Consider the following 17080-nt stretch of genomic DNA (forward strand, 5'->3'; position numbering starts at 1 on the left):
CCTGCACAACGCGTGCCAGGGGCAAGGGAGTGCCGCACAGTGGCGGGAACCGGCGGGTGCGCCTTCACTATCGAGGGGCGCGGCGGTCGTGACTCGGAATCGACGACCGACAACGAAAAATCGGGGGCGATTCGTCTTTCGACGAATCACCCCCGATCAGTTCGAAGGGTCAGCGACCGAACTGAGCGGCGGCCGGGCAGTCGAACGGGTCCCCGCCGGCGGCGAGCCCCACCCGGTTCAGGTACTTGATGACGATGCCGTAGGACTGGGTCAAGGTGGTCTCGGTGTACGCGATGTTGTGCGTGTCGCAGTACTCCTTGGCGATCTCCCGGGCCTTGGCGAGGTGCGGCCGCGGCATGTTCGGAAAGAGGTGGTGCTCGATCTGGTAGTTGAGCCCGCCCATGAAGGTCGTGGTTCCGCGGCCCGAGATGTTGCGGCTGGTGAGCACCTGGCGTCGCAGGAAGTCGACCTTGCTGTCGTGCGGCAGGGTCGGCATGCCCTTGTGGTTGGGAGCAAACGACGCGCCCATGTAGATGCCGAACACGGCGAGCTGCACACCGATGAAGGCGAAGGCCATGCCGAGCGGCAGCGCGAGGAAGATCACGGCGAGGTAGGCGCTGATGCGCGTGACCAGCATGCTGATTTCCAGCCAGCGCTTGTCGACCTTGCCCTTGCCGAACACGGTCTTGAAGCCGAGGATGTGGAGGTTGAGCCCCTCGAAGGCCAGGGCGGGAAAGAAGAGGTAGCCCTGGCGTTTCGTGGCCCAGGCGTAGAGACCGCGGGTCTTGGCCGCATCCTCCTCGAGGAAGGAGACGAAGTCCTGCTCGATGTCCGGGTCCTTGCCGATGACGTTCGGGTTGGCGTGGTGGCGGCTGTGCTTGGTCATCCACCAGGAGTAGCTGATGCCGACGAAGAGGTTGGCGAGGGCGCGGCCGGCGATGTCGTTGGCCTTGCCGGACTCGAACACCTGGCGATGTGCCGCCTCGTGGGCGAGAAAGGCGTACTGGGTGAGGATGACGCCGAGCACGGCGGCGATGAGCAGCTGGTACCAGGTGTCGCCGAGAAGTACGAAGCCGGTGACCGCGCCGCCGAGGGCGAGCGTGATCAGGGAGAAGACCATGACGTAGAAGCCGGTGCGTCGTCGCAGGAGGCCGGCGTCGCGCACGGTGCGAAGAAGTGCGGAGTACTCGGTGGTCGGATTGGTGCGGCTGCCGCCGGGACGGGTCTTCGTGAAGGTCACGACCGGGGCGGCGGATACGGAGTCAGACACTAAACCTCGATTCGGAACGACTTCCCAGCCATATGGTTGAGCGGTTGCTCCGTGGATGTTTTTACCTTAACGGCAAAGGCTGGGAGACGGATGCATTTATTCCCAAAGCGGCATACTGCGTGTTTCGGCCCGCGACGAGTCTCACTGCTCCATCCTCAGCGCGACGCGGTCATCAGGGTGCCGGGATTGGTCAGTCTCCACCACACCCCGGGGTCCTGAAAGCCGTGGTCCAGGGCGAGGGGCACCGTGATCTTCCGGTCGCCGATCGTGAAGGTGACCCGACCGGCGGCGGCCCCCTTGGTCGGCAGCGAGACGTTCCGGGCCGAGATCACTGAGCTGACCCGGGGATTGCTCCACACCACGATCGAGGCCGCCCGGGTGGCGATAGCCCGCGCCTTCTGTTTCCACGGGGTCGCATAGCTCGCAAACGGCTCGCCCTGGGAGGCGAGCCGCACCTCGTGGAAGCCCGCCTTCACCGAGGCGAGCATCGCGCGGACATCCGCATTGAGGGCCGTATGGTCCACCGCCCCCAGCACCGCTCCGACGACAGTGATCGTCTGGCCCCCGATGGAGTAATGCGCAGCGAAGAGTAGGCACGCACCGGCCTGGTCGAGGGTGCCGGTCTTGATGCCCGCGACGCCGTCGTGCCCGAGCAGAGTATTGCTGTTCTTGAGGATTCCCACCCCGGGCAGACTGAACGTCGGGGTGGACACGATCTTCGCGATAACGGGATTGGCGAGGGCGAGTTGGCCGATCGCCACCAGGTCGGTGGCGGTGCTCACGTTGGACGGGCTCATGCCTGTCGGCTCGACGATCGTCGTCTGGCCGAATCCGTGCGCGAGCAGCCAGGCCTTCGCCGCCGCGGCGAACGCAGCCTGAGATCCGAAGGCCCAGTCGGCGAGCACCGCCGCGTAATTGTTGGCCGACGCGACGAGCGCCACGCTCATGATGTCGCGCTCGCTCAGGGAGCCGCCGGCGGCCATCGGCACCGTCTGGCCGTTCATCGACTGGTACTTCTTCACGAGCGCCGCGTCGGCGGCGCTGAAGGTGACGGTCGGGCCGGGCGACTCGAGCGCGATGGGCTTGGCCTCGAGCACCACCAGGCTCGTGATGATCTTGCTGATGCTCGCAATCGGACGCGCCGCGGTACTCCCGTTCGTCGCTCGCACTCCGGGGAAGCCGACGGCGGCGACCGCGCTCGAACCGTGAGCCGGCCAGGCGATGCTCGCCGGGGCCGGGGCAGGGTCCGTGTAGGCCACGGCGGTCGCCGCGACCGTGGAGATCGGAGCGAGAAGGGTGAGCGGCAGATAGAGCGCCACCGCCGTCGCAACGGCGGCCGCGAGACTCCCCCAGACGACGCCGATCCGGCGTCTGCGGCGGCTCGGGTTCAGTGACACCTGCCCATTATCGCCCGACCCGAAGCGCCCAGAGCGCAACGGCACTCGCGGCGGCGACATTCAGAGAATCGACGCCGTGCAGCATGGGGATGGTGACCACCGAGTCCGCATTGCGCAGTGCCGCCCGGCTCAGGCCGTCCCCTTCGGTGCCCAGCACGAGGGCGATCTTGTCGTGCTGCTGCGCGGCAAAGTCGTCAAGCGAGATCGCGTCGTCCGCGAGGGCCAGCGCGGCCAGGTGGAAGCCCTCCGCCTTGAGCGCCTCGGCCCCGGCCGGCCATTCGGGCAGCCTCGTCCACGGAACCTGGAGCACCGTGCCCATGCTCACCCGCACGCTGCGACGGTAGAGCGGATCCGCGCAGCGCGGGGTCACGAGCACCGCGTCCGCGCCGAGCCCCGCGACGGCGCGGAAGATCGCGCCGACGTTGGTGTGGTCGACGATGTCCTCGAGCACGACGATCCGCCGCGCTCCGGCGACGATCCGGTCGACAGACTCGAGCGGCGGGCGGTGCATCGCCGCGAGTGCGCCGCGGTGCAGGTTGAATCCGGTGAGAGTCTGCAGCAACTCGGAGCTGCCCACGTACACCGGCACGTCGAAGCCCTCGAGCAAGGGTTCGATCTCGGCGACGAACTGCTCCTGCAGCAGTACAGAACGCGGCCGGTGGCCGGCGGCGATGGCCCGGGCGATCACCTTGCTGGACTCGGCGATGTACAGGCCGCCGGCCGGTTCGCTCAGCCTGCGCAGCACGACATCGGTGAGTTTGGAGTAGTCGGCGAGTCCCTCGTGCTGCAGGTCGTCGATTCGAACAATGTGCATGGCTTCCCCTGTCGGCGTAATTCATCTGCCAGACACTGCCAGCATTCGGAAACATATCCGAAAACTGCGTTGTTTACTCTGGGGAGTGCACGGCACACGGGGAGATGAGGTCACTTGACACAGGCGAGCGTACGCGAGTGGCCTCGTGCGACCGACGACGAGTTGGATGAAGCCGCCGAGGTTCTGCGCGGGCGCGAGGTCGCGGTGCTCACCGGCGCCGGGGTCAGCACGGATTCCGGCATCCCCGATTACCGGGGCGACGGTGCTCCCCCACGCAATCCCATGACCTTCCAGCAGTTCCTCGCCGACCCGGACTACCGCAAGCGGTACTGGGTGGGCAGCCACCTCGGCTGGCGCCGGTTCGACGGGGCGAGTCCGAACTCGAGCCACCGCACCCTGGCTGAGCTCGAGGCCGCCGGAGTCGTCAACGGCATCATCACCCAGAACGTGGACGGGCTCCACCTGCGGGCGGGTTCACAGCGCGTTGTCGACCTGCACGGAACGATGGACCGCGTACGTTGCCTCACCTGCGGCCAGACCTACGCTCGCACCGCCGTGGCGGAGCGGATGACGAGAGCCAATCCCCTGCTCGACGAGCCGGAGTCCTTCGAGCTCGGGCCGGACGGCGACGTGGCGTACGGCCGGATCGACGACTTCGTGACGCCGGACTGCACGGTCTGCGGCGGCATCCTCAAGCCGGACATCGTCTTCTTCGGCGAGTTCATCCCCACCGAGAAGTTCACCGAGGCGAGCGCGCTCGTTCGATCGGCCGGCGCGCTGCTCATCGCCGGCTCCTCCCTCGTGGTCAACTCCGGCATCCGGCTGCTCGACCAGGCCGCCAAGCGTCGGATTCCGGTCGTCATCATCAACCGTGGCGTGACCAAGGGCGACAGCCGGGCAACGGTTAAGATCGATGCAGGCACCTCGGAGACCCTGACCGAACTGGCCGGGCGCCTCGGCCGGTAACCTCGGCGGTGCCGCTCTCGCTGGTGCGAGCGCTCCAACCGTGCGAAGGATGCCGTGCAATGACCTCCCTCTACCTCGTCCGTCATGGCGAGACCGACTGGAATCTCGACCGCCGCATCCAGGGCAGCACGGACATCCCGCTCAATGACACCGGGCGCGCCCAGGCCGCCCGCACCGGCCGGCTCCTGGCCAGCCGCCGGTGGGATGCGATCGTCTCCAGCCCGCTCTCGCGCGCCCTCGAGACCGGCCGCATCATCGCCCGGGAGGTGGGCCTCGACACGGTCACGACCCTGGATGCGATCGTCGAACGGCACTACGGGGCCGCGGAGGGGCTGGCCGACCACGAGCTCTCGCGCCTCTTCCCCGGCGACACCCCGGTGCCCGGACGCGAGACGCGCGAGCAGGTCGCCAGCCGCGTGATTCCGGCGCTGGTCGCTCTCGCGGAGAGCCACCCGGGCGGCAACATCGTCGTGACCACCCACGGTGGCGTGATCCGCACGGTGCTCAACGCCGTCGCTCCGGACGAGAACCGTCACCGCGGCATCCCGATCACAAACGGCTCGGTGCACAGCTTCCGGCACACCGACGGCGGTCTCGAACTCGTGGCGTTCGACGACCCCATCGACGAGGAATCGGTCACCGACGACTCCGAGGACTTCGTGGACCAGAACGCGGTGGAGCGCCGGGAGATCAGCGGCGTCTGAGCTGGGGCTGCTTCGCGGCCTCGGGAACGAGTCCCGTCAGCAGGTCGAGCAGCCGCCTGGCGGACTCGTCCCAACTGAATTCGGCGGCCTGTTGGCGCACCCTGGCGCTCCACATCGGCCAGTCGGTGGGGTTGTCCATTGCGAGCACGGCCGAGGCGAAGGCCTCCGGGCTGTCCGTGGCGAAGAACACGGCCGCATCGCCGCCCACCTCGTGGAACAGCGGGATATCGCTGATCACGAGGGGCGTGCCCACTGCCTCGGCCTCGATCAGCGGGATGCCGAAGCCCTCGTCGCGACACGCCGTCACCATGGCCGTCGCCTCGAGCAGCGCCTGGCGGTACTCGTCGTCGGTCACGCCATTGTCGAACACGATCGAACCGGCGGGAGCCAGGGCCGCGATCCTCGCGCGATCGTCGTCGCTGATCCGGCTGAGCAGGCGGAGGGTGTAACCCGGCAGGTGATGCATCCCGCTGGCCAGGGTCTCCACGTTCTTGTTCGGCTGAAAGGTGCCCATGTAGACGAGGGTCTTCGAGGCCGGGTACTCCCGCGGAGCAAGTCCCGAGTCGTCCACCCCGGGACGGATGACCGTGAGCGGGCGACTGGTCAGCCGCGCCTCACGCATCTCCCGTTCGCAGTTGTACGAACCGGTGACCACCGCGTCTGCCCGATGGAGCACCGCGCGCTGGGGCCAGTAGGTGAGGTAGAAGCTGCGCCAGATCGCCCGCACGTACCAGCTGTAGCCGGCCGGGATCTGCCGGATGCGGTAGAACACCATGTCGTGGACCGTGAGCACGAGCTTGTACCTGCGTCCGGTCGCGCCCATCGTCTGCATGGGGCTGAACACGACATCCGGCTTCCACTTGTTGATGGAGAGCATGCCGATGAACGGTTCGAGGGCACTCGTGCCCGCCCGGCCCTTGACCCAGGGCAGGTCGGGCAGCATGGTGAGCTGACGCTCGTCGCTGATGAGCATCGTCACGGGGTGGAGCTTCGCGAAGGCGCCGACGAGGCCCGCGGTGTAACGGCTGATGCCATCATGGCGCACGAGGCGCGTGTAGCGGCAGTCGAAGATCACTCTCACGTCGTGCGGGGCTCCTCGATCGGCCGGTGCGCGAATCCGCGGTCCACGAGGAAGTCCTCGATCGCCTTCGCCGCAAGGTCGGGAACCTCGTAGTGGATGAGGTGGCCGACGCCGAGCAGCAGGTCGAGCTTGGCGTCCGGCATCGTCTCGATGACGTCATAGTGAGCCTGCACGGGCGTGATGTCGTCGAGTTCCGCGGCGATCAGGAGCGTCGGCACCGTGATGTCGGCCGCGAAGTCGCTCACGTTCTTGCTCACCGACGCCTCGAAGGCCTCGACCACGAAGTCGCGGCTGGCGAAGCGGTTGAAGTAGTTGTGGTGCTCGGCGTGGATCCAGCGGCGAAGGTTCTTGTCCTTCGTCTTGGCCAGGGTCGAGCTCATGAACTGCACGACAAGCCAACGGCGGAGCAGGAAGGCACCGACCCGGCTCGGGAGCCTGCCCGCCGTACGGTAGAACGCCACAGTGATGATCGTGGCCAGCTTGCTCGGCCCCTCGAGGCCGGACGTCGAGATCGGGTTGACGAGGATGAGCGCCGGGGTCTTCAGGCCCAGTGCCACGGCCTGCGCCGAGATGATCGTGCCGAAGGAGTGGCCCAGGGTGATCGCCTTGCCGGTGAGGCCGAGCACGTCGATGAATTCGGTGAGCCACTGGGCGAAGCCCGCGATGCTGTGGGGAACATCGGTGAGCGGCGTCGACTCGCCGAAACCGGGCATGTCCGGCCCGATCCAGTGGATGTGCGGGAGCTGCGCGATGACCGGCTCGAGGCCGTGGTGTTCGCCGCGGTAGCCGTGGGCGACCACGATGGTCACCTCGGCGTTCGGGTCGCCGTATTCCCAGTAGCGCGTGGTGCTTCCGAGCACGTTGACTTCGTGGCGCTCCACGGGGATCTGGTCGAGCAACGCGGCGTAGGGCGAGTGAGTGGTCATCACTGTCTAGTGTACGGACGGGAGGATACTCAAGCGCTTGCACACGGCACCTAAACTCGTATCAATCCCCTTGGCCACTCGAGATTTTGTTCTCGGAAGGAGCACTGTGAGCTTCACCGCACCCATCCAACTGCCCGGCCTCACCCTGGATCCGCAGTGGTACCGCCGATCGGTGTTCTACGAGGTCATGGTGCGGTCGTTCGTCGACAGCAACGGGGACGGCGCGGGCGACCTGCAGGGCCTGCTCTCCAAACTCGACTACCTGCAGTGGCTGGGCGTCGACGCCCTGTGGCTTCCGCCGATCTACCAGTCGCCGCTGCGCGACGGCGGCTACGACGTCGCCGACTTCAAGAGCATCCTCCCCGAGTTCGGAACCCTCGATGAGTTCAAGGACCTCGTGACGAAGGCGCACGAGCGCAACATGCGGATCGTGATCGACTTCCCCCTCAACCACACGTCCGACCAGCACGAATGGTTCCAGCAGTCGCGGCAGGACCCGGAGGGCCCGTACGGGGACTTCTACGTCTGGAGCGACACCGACGAGTCGTACCCCAACATCCGCATCATCTTCGTCGACACCGAGGACTCCAACTGGGCGTTCGACCCGGTGCGACGCCAGTTCTTCTTCCACCGCTTCTTCTCGCACCAGCCGGACCTCAACTTCGAGAACCCGGCGGTGCAGGAGGCGGTGATCGACATCATCCGCTTCTGGCTCGACCTCGGGGTCGACGGAATCCGGCTCGACGCCATCCCGTACCTCTTCGAGTCGGAGGAGGGCAACGGTGAGGGCGAGCCGCCGACCCACGAGTTCATCAAGCGCGTGCGGGCGATCCTCGACGAGGACTACCCCGGTCGCATCATGATCGCGGAGGCCAACCAGTGGCCGCGCGAGGTCGCGGCCTTCCTCGGTACCGAAGAGGAGCCGGAGTGCCACATGGCGTTCGACTTCCCCGTCATGCCGCGCATCTTCTACTCCCTCCGGTCGCAGAATGCCGGGGAGCTCACCCGCATCCTCTCGGAGACCCTGGACATTCCGGAGGGCGCGGGGTGGGGTGTCTTCCTGCGCAACCACGACGAGCTCACACTCGAGATGGTGTCGGAGGAGTACCGCCAGGCGATGTATGGCTGGTACGCCTACGACCCGCGGATGCGCTCCAACATCGGTATCCGGCGCCGTCTCGCTCCCCTGCTCGACAATTCGCGCGCCGAGCTCGAGCTCGCCCACGCCCTGCTCTTCAGCCTGCCGGGGAGCCCGTTCCTCTACTACGGCGATGAGATCGGCATGGGCGACAACATCTGGCTGCCAGACCGGGACAGCTCCCGTACGCCGATGCAGTGGACTCCCGACCGCAACGCCGGGTTCTCCTCCGCCGACCCGGGTAAGCTCTACCTGCCGGTCGTGCAGTCGCTCGTCTACAACTACGCCCTCACGAATGTGGAATCGCAGCTCGCCCAGTCCCGGTCCCTTCTGCACTGGGTGCGCAACGTGATCCACGTGCGCAAGGCGCATCCCACCTTCGGTCTGGGCTCGCTCACCGTGCTCGAGACGACGCACGAGTCGGTGCTCGCCTTCGTGCGCACCTACGAGGGATCCGGAACGCAGTTCGGGGACTCCCCCGAGACTGTGCTGTGCGTCTTCAGCTTCGCCCACAATCCCGTCTCCGTGTCGATCCGCGCGAGCGAGTTCGGTGGATCGGCCCTCTACGACCTCTTTGGCGGCGGCGAGTTCCCGTCCCTGGACGAGAACGGCGAGGTCACCCTCACCCTCGGCACGCAGAGTTTCTACTGGCTGCACGTCGGCACGCCGACGCATGCCGGTGGTCGGTCGTAGTCTCACATCGTGAGCAATTGGTGGAGTGGAAATCTCGGGGTCTTCGATCTCGAAACAACGGGCATCGACGTGGAGACGAGTCGCATCGTTTCGGCGCACGTCGGCGTGATCGACGCGACGGGGGCGAGCATCGAGCTCACCGAGTGGCTGGCCGATCCGGGGGTTGAGATCCCCGAGCAGGCCAGCGCGGTTCACGGGATCACCACCGAGCGAGCCAGGGCGGAGGGCAGGCCGGCCGCTGAGGTGGTCGCCGAGATCGTCGCCGCGCTGCGCGCGCTGCTCGAGCGCGGCGTGCCGGTCACGATCTACAACGCGCCGTACGACCTCACCCTGCTCAACCGGGAGGCGGTGCGCTATGGGGTGTCGCCGCTCATCGGCCCCGCGCCGATCATCGACCCGCTCGTGATCGACAAGGCGGTCGACCGCTACCGCAAGGGCAAGCGCACCCTCGAGGCGGCGGCGCTCAACTACGGCGTCTCGCTCACCGACGCCCACGACGCCGGGGCGGATGCCGTGGCGGCCGGGCGGGTCGCCCAGGCGATCGCGCGCAAGTTCGCGACCGAGCTCGGTGACGACCTCTCCGCGTTGCACGCGCAGCAGGCGAGCTGGTGCGACGATCAGGCCGCCAGCTTCGAGGACTACATGCGCCGCACCAGGGACCCCGCCTACACGGCCGCGCGAGGCTGGCCCGAGCGCTGACGCGGCTCGGGCACTGCGTGGCGGCACGTGGCGTTGCCGCGCCGACTTCGCGAGATGCCCGGCTTCTTGTTGCGCGGAGCCGCGTGCTTCCTGACCCTCCGCGGCGGGGGGAATCCCGTCGCGGCGGGACATCTCGCCACGAACTCTTCATCGCGGCGGGGATATCGCTTCGCGGAGGGAGACATGCCTCCGTCCGCGAGGGAGTTTCCCAGCCGGAGCGGCGCGTAACTCCCTCCGCGACGGACACGACGGACACGACGGACACTTAGAACTTGTTACGGGCCACGCGGGACTGCGAGGCAGCCATAGTCCCGGTGCTGCATTTCAGCCGAGAAGTCCGGATGGCACGCGCCCCCGCGCCGTCGCGGCGGGGATATCGCATCGCGGAGGGAGACATGCCTCCCTCCGCGAGGGAGTTTCCCAGCCGGAGCGGCGCGTAACTCCCTCCGCGACGGACACGCAACAGGGGACGACAGACGAGGGGCCCGACCAGAGGGGCCCGACGAGGCAACCCCGACGAGCCCGCGAGCCCATTGACGGGCGACACCGCCGCCGAGCAGGGATCGGCAGCCATCCACCACTCGGCAGGCCCCGCGAACCTCGGAACTCCGGGCTGGAGCTGCGCCTTAACGAGGGATGGCGACCGGCCGAAGCCGATCGCCATCCCCGATGAGCGGGAGTCTTACGCGCCGAAACCCTTGTAGCGCGAGTTGAACTTCTCGACGCGGCCGGCGCTGTCGAGGATGCGCTGCTTGCCTGTGTAGAACGGGTGCGAAGCCGACGAGATCTCGACGTCGATGACCGGGTAGCTGTTGCCGTCTTCCCAATCGATCGTCTTGTCGCTCGAGACCGTCGAACGGGTCAGGAACGTGGCGCCAGACGCGAGGTCGCGAAAGACGACCGGGGCGTACGTGGGGTGGATGTCAGACTTCATCGTGATTCCTTGGTTGTAATTGGGGAAAATATCTCAGGGAAAAATTCCGGCGCGTGGGCCAGCTAGCTACTTTACCAGAACAAGCGCCGTTCGGGTGCGACCGCATCGCCGGGTCGCCATTCGGGTCTCAGCTAGCGCGGGCCGTGTACCGACCGTTGATCTCCTCGACCTCGAGGGGCAGTCCGAAGGCGTCGCTGAGGTTCTGCGACGTGATTACCTCGCCGATGGGACCGGCGGCCGTGATCGCGCCGTGGGACAGCAGCATCGCCCGGTTGAACCCCACGGGGATCTCTTCCACGTGGTGGGTGACCATGATGATCGCCGGGGCCTGGGGTGCGCTCGCATAGCCGCCGAGCAGCTGGAGCAATTCCTCGCGCGCGCCGAGGTCGAGGCTCGCGGCCGGTTCATCCAGGAGCAGCAATTCCGGGTCGGTCATCACCGAACGGGCGATCTGCACCCGCTTCTGTTCGCCGTCGCTCAGGTCGCCGAACTTGCGGTTCGCCAGGTCACCGAGACGCCACTCCGCGAGCACCCTCTGGGCGCGACGCGTGTCGATGTCTTCGTAGGTCTCGTTCCAGCGCCCGGTGACGGAGTAGGCGGCGGTGAGCACGACATCCAAGACCGTCTCGTTCTGCGGGATGCGGCGGGCCATGGCCGTGGAGGCGAAGCCGATGCGCGGACGCAGCTCGAACACGTCGACCGCGCCGAGGGTGTCGTCGAGGATTCGCGCCTTGCCGGAACTCGGGTGGATCATCGCGGCCGCGACCTGCAGCAGCGTGGTCTTGCCCGCGCCGTTCGGGCCGAGGATCACCCAACGCTCGTCACCGTTGACCGTCCAGTCGACGGATTTGAGGATGGGGTTGCCATCCCGAACGATCGATACGTCGGAAAGCTGGAGAACGCTGGCCATGCCCCAACCCTACCTTCGCGGGAGCGAGACGAATGGCCGCCGCGCGCCGATCAGGAGAGCACCGACCGATAGACATCCTGCGTGCGCTTGGAGATCTGCTGCCAGCCGAAGTCCCGTTCCGCCCACTCGCGGCCGGCCGCACCCATCCGCTTCGCCGTCTCGGGATCCGAGACGACTTCGGTGAGGATGCGCGCAAGATCGTCCACGAATTTCTGCGGATCGAGCGGCGTACCAGTACCGTCGTCGGCCTGATCGATGGGCACGAGCCGGCCGGTGACGCCGTCGTCGACGACCTCGGGGATGCCCCCAGTCGCCGTGCCGACGACGGGCGCACCGCAGGCCATGGCCTCGAGGTTCACGATGCCGAGGGGCTCGTACACCGACGGGCAGACGAAGGTGGTCGCCGAGGTGAGCACGGCCGAGAGATCGTGCTGGCTCAGCAGCTCCTCGATCCAGACCACTCCGGTGCGCTCCTTCTGCAGCTCGGCGACGCCGGCGCGCACCTCGGCGAGGATCTCCGGGGTGTCCGGTGCTCCGGCGCAGAGCACGAGCTGCACCTCCTTGGGCAGCTGGGCGGCCGCGCGCAACAGGTACGGCAGGCCTTTCTGACGGGTGATTCTGCCCACGAAAACGACCGACGGGCGGTCGGGGTCGATCCCCAGGCTGCGCAGAAGGGCGTCGTCCTCGACCGGGTGCCAGCGCTCGAGGTCGATGCCGTTGTGCACGACCGAGACCCGCTGCTCGTCGAGGGTCGGGTAGGAGCGCAGGATGTCGCGCTTCATGCCGTGGCTCACCGCGATCACGGCGTCGGCGGCGAGGAAGGCGTCCCGCTCGATCCAACTCGACACGCGGTATCCGCCGCCGAGCTGCTCGGCCTTCCAGGGGCGCAGGGGCTCGAGGCTGTGCGCGGTGACGACATGCGGCACTCCGTGCAGCAGCTGCGCGATTCGGCCGGCCGCGTTGGCGTACCAGGTGTGCGAGTGCACGATATCGGCACCGCCGACATCCTGCGCGATCTCAAGATCGACCCCGAGGGTCGCGATCGACGGGTTCGCCGCGGCGAGCTGGGCAGGCACGAGGTAACCGTGCACGTTCGGTTCGTCCCGCGGCAGGCCGAAGCAGCGCACGATGACGTCGAGGTCCAACCGGAGGGCGCGCACGAGCTCGGTCACATGGACCCCGGCACCCCCGTAGACCTCAGGCGGATATTCACGGGTAATCAGATCGACTCTCACGTGTTGAACGCTAGTACACGCCCATAGGTGCCTCTACTGTTGTCCCATGTCATCAAAGAAGATCTTCGGAATTGTGCTGGCTGGCGGCGAAGGCAAGCGGCTGATGCCACTCACCGCGGATCGGGCCAAGCCGGCCGTCCCGTTCGGTGGCAACTACCGTCTCATCGACTTCGCACTCTCCAACCTCATCAACTCGGGCATGCGCCAGATCGTGGTTCTCACCCAGTACAAGTCCCACAGTCTCGACCGCCACGTCTCGCAGACCTGGCGCCTGTCTGGCCTCACCAACTCCTACGTCGCCTCGGTGCCGGCCCAGCAGCGACTCGGCAAGCGCTGGTTCGCGGGCTCGGCGGACGCCATCCTGCAGAGCCTCAACCTCCTGCGCGACGAGAAGCCGGACATCGTGGTCGTCGTGGGTGCAGACCACGTGTACCGCATGGACTTCAGCCAGATGATCGCCGCCCACATCGAGTCCGGGGCCGGCGTCACCGTGGCGGCCATCCGCCAGCCGATCGCCCTCGCCGACCAGTTCGGCGTGATCGAGCTCGACAAAGACGACCCCACCCGCATCGCCCAGTTCCTGGAGAAGCCGCAGAACGCCGTCGGCCTCGCTGACTCCCCCGGCGAGGTTCTCGCATCGATGGGCAACTACGTCTTCGACGCCGACATCCTGATCGACGCGGTTCTGCGGGACGGCGAACTGTCCACGTCCAACCACGACATGGGCGGCGACATCGTTCCCGACTTCGTGTCTCGCGGCGATGCGGCCGTCTACGACCTCAACCGCAACGAGGTGCCGGGGGCGACCGATCGCGACCGCTACTACTGGCGCGATGTCGGAACCATCGAGTCCTTCTTCGACGCCCACCAGGACCTCATCTCGGCACTGCCGATCTTCAACCTCTACAACAGCGAGTGGCCGATCTTCAGCCAGCAGCTCAACTCGCCGCCAGCCAAGTTCGTGCGTGATTCGCGCGGCAACCTCGGCACCACGATCGACTCGATCGTGTCCCTCGGGTCGCTGCTCTCCGGGGCGCACATCGAGCGCAGCGTGCTCGGTCCGTGGGCGATCATCGAGTCCGGTGCCCAGGTTGTCGACTCGATCATCTTCGACCGGGTGCGCATCGGGCCGGACTCGATCATCCGCCGGGCTATTCTGGACAAGGAAGTCGTCGTCACAGCAGGCGCAACCGTTGGAGTGGATGCAGAGGCCGACCGGGCCCGCGGATTCACCGTCACCGATTCCGGCATCACCGTCGTCGGCAAGGGCGTCACGGTCTCCTAGTCCCGCCGACTGGCCTCGCCGCGGCGGCCGTTCACCGAACCTCCCGCCCTCACAGGATGGCCACCATCGCTATGCCCCGATTCCTTGTCGTGCTCGACGTCGATTCCACCCTCATCGAGAACGAGGTGATCGAGCTTCTCGCGGATGCCGCGGGCTCCGGGGAGGCGGTGGCCGAGATCACCTCGCGCGCCATGAACGGGGAGCTCGACTTCGAGCAGAGCCTGCGCACCCGGGTCGGGACGCTCGCCGGCCTGCCGGAGTCGGTCATCCCCGAGGTCTCGAGGCTCATCACCGTCACTCGGGGAGTGCCGGAGATGATCTCGGGCGTGCACGCGGCAGGGGGACGGGTGGCGGTCGTGTCCGGCGGGTTCCACGAGCTCATCGACCCGGTGGCGGCGACGCTCGGCCTCGACCACTGGCGCGCCAATCGGCTTGAGGTGGTGGGAGGAGTGCTCACCGGCGGCCTCGTCGGGCCCATCATCGATGCGGAGGCGAAGGCGTCGACCCTGCGTCAGTGGGCGGCCGACTTCGGCATCCCGCTCTCCCGCACGGTCGCCGTGGGCGATGGCGCAAACGATCTGCCGATGATGGCGATCACCGGTCTCTCGGTGGGCTTCGACGCGAAGGCGCCGGTGCGGGACCTGGCCGACGTGCTCATGGACGTGCGCGACCTCAGCCAGTTGCTTCCGCTGCTAGGCCTGCGCGGCTGACCCCTCCACCCTCTTCCGAAATCCATGCAATCGTGCTGCACCACCGGCGTGTTGGTCACCGCCGGCGGCGTGTCGCCGAGGAATGCATGGATTTCGGAAGGGGCGGGAAGGGAAGGGAAGGGAAGGGAAGGGAAGGGGAGGGGAGGCGGCTAGTGGCCCATGCCCAGGCCGCCGTCGACCGGGATGACGGCGCCGGAGATGTAGCCCGCGTCGTCGCCGGCGAGCCAGGTCACGACCTTCGCCACCTCCTCGGCGGTGGCGAAACGCCCGGCCGGTATCGCCTTCTTGTACTCGGCCTGCTGCGCCTCGGGCAGTTCGGCCGTCATGTCCGTCTCGATGAACCCCGGCGCGATCACGTTGGCGGTGATGCCGCGGGAGCCCAGCTCCCTGGTCACCGAGCGGGCGAGGCCGACGAGTCCGCTCTTCGATGCCGAATAGTTCACCTGGCCGGCGGATCCGAGCAGGCCGACGACGCTCGAGACGAGGATGATCCGCCCGAACCGGGCCTTCAGCATGCCCTTGGAGGCGCGCTTCACCACCCGGAACGCGCCGGACAGGTTGGTGTCCACCACCGAGGTGAAGTCCTCCTCCGTCATGCGCAGCAGCAGGGTGTCTTTGGTGATGCCCGCGTTCGCCACCAGGATCTCCACGGGACCTAGGGCGGCCTCGACCTCGGTGAACGCTGCGTCGACGGATGCCGCATCCGTGACATCCGCGCGCACCGTGAGGCTGCCCACCGGACCCTCGCCCGATCGCGCGGTCACGGCGACGCGGTGGCCGAGGGCGATGAACTGCTCGGCGATGGCGAATCCGATTCCCCGGTTGCCTCCCGTTACGAGCACGGTTCGTGAAGTGGTCATGGGTCACTCTCTTCCAATCGGCGCCCTGTGCGCAAAACTATCCGGGGCACTCGGCAAACTCCCCCAATCTTAGACGTAGGCTTGAGTCCTAATCATGGCTAAGCAGCAGTCGATAACCTCACTCCCCCGGTCTCCCCAGGACGACCGGCGAAGCCGCATGGTCCAATACTCGGTGGCCATGGGAATCCGCACCGTGTGCATCATCGCGTGCCTCTTCACCCCCGGCTGGTGGCTGCTTCTGCCGGCGATCGGTGCCATCGTGCTGCCCTACATCGCGGTCGTTCTCGCGAACGCGAAGGGCGCGACAACTTCCGTCGTTCTGCGGCCGGGCGCGATCGAGCGACTGCCGGTCGACGATCGATGACGATCGGCTTCGACGAAGCCGAGCTCGAGCCGACCTGTTCGAGGGCGGAGTGCCGGGAAACCGCCGCCTGGAACATCAACTGGCGTAATCCGCGCATCCACGGCCCGGAGCGAGTGAAGGTGTGGCTGGCGTGCGATGACCATCGCGACTTCTTGAGGGACTACCTCGCCGCCCGGGACTTCCCCGTGGTGGTCACGCCGCTCGGCGAGTCCGTGGCGCGAGTGCCGGATGTCGAAAGCCCAGTGTCGTGAACGGCTGGCGGTTCGCAGTGAGTCGCCGCTGGTTCGGCTACCTGGCGCTCGCTGTCGTCTTCTCCATCGTGTGCGTCGGCCTCTCCAACTGGCAGGTCAACCGGCTGAAGGAGACCACGGCGGCCAATGACCTGGTGGACCGCAACTACGCGAGCGCGCCCCGCGCGGTGAAGGCCGTGCTGCCGACGCTCACCTCGTTCCGGGCCAGCCAACAGTGGGTGCAGGTGAGGCTCACCGGTCGCTACCTGCGCGACGAACAGATGCTCGTGCGCAACCGGCCGCTCAACGGGCAGCCGGGATTCGAGGTGCTCAACCCGCTGCTGCTCGACGATGGCACCGTGTTCGTCGTCGATCGCGGCTACGTGCCGGTGGGCAACAAGCACGACGCCCCGGACAGCATCCCGGAGCCACGCAGCGGCACGGTCTCGGTCGTCGTGCACCTGCAGGCGAGCGAGCCGGTGCTCGCCGGTCGATCGGGCGCCAACGGTCAACTCGCCACCATCCACCTGCCTGAGCTGGCGAAGCTCGTCGACCGTCCCACCTACACGGGCGCCTACGGCCTCATGGTCTCCGAGACGCCGGCTGCGAAGACGCGACCGGCAGCCATGCCCAAGCCCGTGCTCGACGAGGGCCTGCACATCTCCTACGCTATCCAGTGGGTGCTGTTCGGAGTGATGGCGTTCCTCGGACTCGGCTACGCGATCCGCCAGGAATACCGGATGCGCAACGCCGACGATCCCGAGGAACGGGAGCGCTCAGACGAACGCGCCCGCCGGAAGGCGGAGCGACCAAGAACGGACGACGAGATCGAGGACGAGATCCTCGAATCCTCCCGCCGCTGAA

Annotated in this window: 18 protein-coding genes; 9 read left to right on the forward strand and 9 right to left on the reverse strand. The window is 67.2% G+C overall.

Features of this window, described 5'->3' with window-relative positions:
* Nucleotides 1–169: 169 nt before the first annotated feature.
* The 3 genes from FVP33_RS03470 to FVP33_RS03480 form a co-directional block, all read right to left on the reverse strand.
* The gene (locus tag FVP33_RS03470) at nucleotides 170–1270 is read right to left on the reverse strand and encodes a fatty acid desaturase family protein (protein ID WP_425460931.1); all 1101 of its coding nucleotides are present in this window, start codon (nucleotides 1268–1270) and stop codon (nucleotides 170–172) included.
* A gap of 155 nt (nucleotides 1271–1425) precedes the next feature.
* Nucleotides 1426–2667 (reverse strand): D-alanyl-D-alanine carboxypeptidase family protein, encoded by a 1242-nt coding sequence (locus FVP33_RS03475; protein ID WP_187270563.1) that lies wholly within the window; start codon nucleotides 2665–2667, stop codon nucleotides 1426–1428.
* Nucleotides 2668–2674: 7 nt separating this feature from the next.
* Nucleotides 2675–3481: a TrmH family RNA methyltransferase gene (locus tag FVP33_RS03480; RefSeq protein ID WP_147782243.1), complete on the reverse strand. Its 807-nt coding sequence runs from the start codon at nucleotides 3479–3481 to the stop codon at nucleotides 2675–2677.
* Nucleotides 3482–3595: 114 nt separating this feature from the next.
* On the opposite strand from FVP33_RS03480, the gene FVP33_RS03485 reads away from it, so the two are divergent.
* Together FVP33_RS03485 and FVP33_RS03490 are read left to right on the forward strand one after the other, a co-directional pair.
* Nucleotides 3596–4447, forward strand: coding sequence for a Sir2 family NAD-dependent protein deacetylase (locus tag FVP33_RS03485; protein WP_147782244.1), 852 nt, complete (start codon nucleotides 3596–3598; stop codon nucleotides 4445–4447).
* A 59-nt stretch (nucleotides 4448–4506) separates the two neighbouring features.
* Nucleotides 4507–5151: a histidine phosphatase family protein gene (locus FVP33_RS03490; protein WP_147782245.1), complete on the forward strand. Its 645-nt coding sequence runs from the start codon at nucleotides 4507–4509 to the stop codon at nucleotides 5149–5151.
* Here FVP33_RS03490 and FVP33_RS03495 read toward each other — a convergent pair.
* Nucleotides 5138–6232 (reverse strand): glycosyltransferase family 4 protein, encoded by a 1095-nt coding sequence (locus tag FVP33_RS03495; protein WP_147782246.1) that lies wholly within the window; start codon nucleotides 6230–6232, stop codon nucleotides 5138–5140. The two genes, FVP33_RS03490 and FVP33_RS03495, sit on opposite strands and share 14 nt — an antisense overlap.
* Nucleotides 6229–7158, reverse strand: a complete 930-nt coding sequence (locus FVP33_RS03500; RefSeq protein WP_147782247.1) for an alpha/beta fold hydrolase — start codon at nucleotides 7156–7158, stop codon at nucleotides 6229–6231. The genes FVP33_RS03495 and FVP33_RS03500 overlap by 4 nt, the downstream gene beginning before the upstream one ends.
* A 106-nt stretch (nucleotides 7159–7264) precedes the next feature.
* On the opposite strand from FVP33_RS03500, the gene treS reads away from it, so the two are divergent.
* Nucleotides 7265–8989, forward strand: a complete 1725-nt coding sequence (gene treS / locus FVP33_RS03505; RefSeq protein ID WP_147782248.1) for a maltose alpha-D-glucosyltransferase — start codon at nucleotides 7265–7267, stop codon at nucleotides 8987–8989.
* A gap of 9 nt (nucleotides 8990–8998) precedes the next feature.
* Nucleotides 8999–9688: a 3'-5' exonuclease gene (locus tag FVP33_RS03510; protein ID WP_147782249.1), complete on the forward strand. Its 690-nt coding sequence runs from the start codon at nucleotides 8999–9001 to the stop codon at nucleotides 9686–9688.
* Nucleotides 9689–10370: 682 nt separating this feature from the next.
* Here the strand turns inward: FVP33_RS03510 and FVP33_RS03515 are convergent.
* The 3 genes from FVP33_RS03515 to glgA form a co-directional block, all read right to left on the reverse strand.
* A complete protein-coding gene (locus FVP33_RS03515) occupies nucleotides 10371–10622 on the reverse strand; it encodes a type B 50S ribosomal protein L31 (RefSeq protein ID WP_147782250.1) in 252 nt (83 codons plus the stop codon).
* 127 nt (nucleotides 10623–10749) lie between these two features.
* Nucleotides 10750–11532, reverse strand: coding sequence for an ABC transporter ATP-binding protein (locus FVP33_RS03520; protein WP_147782251.1), 783 nt, complete (start codon nucleotides 11530–11532; stop codon nucleotides 10750–10752).
* Nucleotides 11533–11582: 50 nt separating this feature from the next.
* Complete coding sequence (glgA, locus tag FVP33_RS03525; RefSeq protein WP_147782252.1) at nucleotides 11583–12767, reverse strand: glycogen synthase; 1185 nt, start codon at nucleotides 12765–12767, stop codon at nucleotides 11583–11585.
* A 46-nt stretch (nucleotides 12768–12813) separates the two neighbouring features.
* Between glgA and FVP33_RS03530 the strand changes: the two genes are divergently transcribed.
* The gene (locus tag FVP33_RS03530) at nucleotides 12814–14052 is read left to right on the forward strand and encodes a glucose-1-phosphate adenylyltransferase (protein ID WP_147782253.1); all 1239 of its coding nucleotides are present in this window, start codon (nucleotides 12814–12816) and stop codon (nucleotides 14050–14052) included.
* 56 nt (nucleotides 14053–14108) lie between these two features.
* Nucleotides 14109–14762 carry a phosphoserine phosphatase SerB gene (gene serB / locus FVP33_RS03535; protein ID WP_246142157.1) on the forward strand — a complete coding sequence of 218 codons (654 nt, stop codon included), beginning with the start codon at nucleotides 14109–14111 and terminating at the stop codon, nucleotides 14760–14762.
* Between the two features lie 149 nt (nucleotides 14763–14911).
* Here serB and fabG read toward each other — a convergent pair whose 3' ends face one another.
* Nucleotides 14912–15622, reverse strand: a complete 711-nt coding sequence (gene fabG / locus FVP33_RS03540; RefSeq protein ID WP_147782254.1) for a 3-oxoacyl-ACP reductase FabG — start codon at nucleotides 15620–15622, stop codon at nucleotides 14912–14914.
* Nucleotides 15623–15716: 94 nt separating this feature from the next.
* Here fabG and FVP33_RS03545 point away from each other — a divergent pair, with 94 nt between their 5' ends.
* The 3 genes from FVP33_RS03545 to FVP33_RS03555 are packed head-to-tail and all read left to right on the forward strand — an operon-like array spanning nucleotide 15717 to nucleotide 17079.
* Nucleotides 15717–15986, forward strand: a complete 270-nt coding sequence (locus FVP33_RS03545) for a DUF3099 domain-containing protein (protein WP_147782255.1) — start codon at nucleotides 15717–15719, stop codon at nucleotides 15984–15986.
* The gene (locus tag FVP33_RS03550) at nucleotides 15983–16237 is read left to right on the forward strand and encodes a hypothetical protein (RefSeq protein ID WP_147782256.1); all 255 of its coding nucleotides are present in this window, start codon (nucleotides 15983–15985) and stop codon (nucleotides 16235–16237) included. Before FVP33_RS03545 ends, FVP33_RS03550 begins: the two co-directional genes overlap by 4 nt.
* Complete coding sequence (locus FVP33_RS03555) at nucleotides 16234–17079, forward strand: SURF1 family cytochrome oxidase biogenesis protein (RefSeq protein ID WP_147782257.1); 846 nt, start codon at nucleotides 16234–16236, stop codon at nucleotides 17077–17079. Before FVP33_RS03550 ends, FVP33_RS03555 begins: the two co-directional genes overlap by 4 nt.
* Nucleotide 17080: the final 1 nt, after the last annotated feature.

This window comes from Lacisediminihabitans profunda, assembly GCF_008040105.1.
Classification (GTDB): Bacteria; Actinomycetota; Actinomycetes; order Actinomycetales; family Microbacteriaceae; genus Lacisediminihabitans; species Lacisediminihabitans profunda.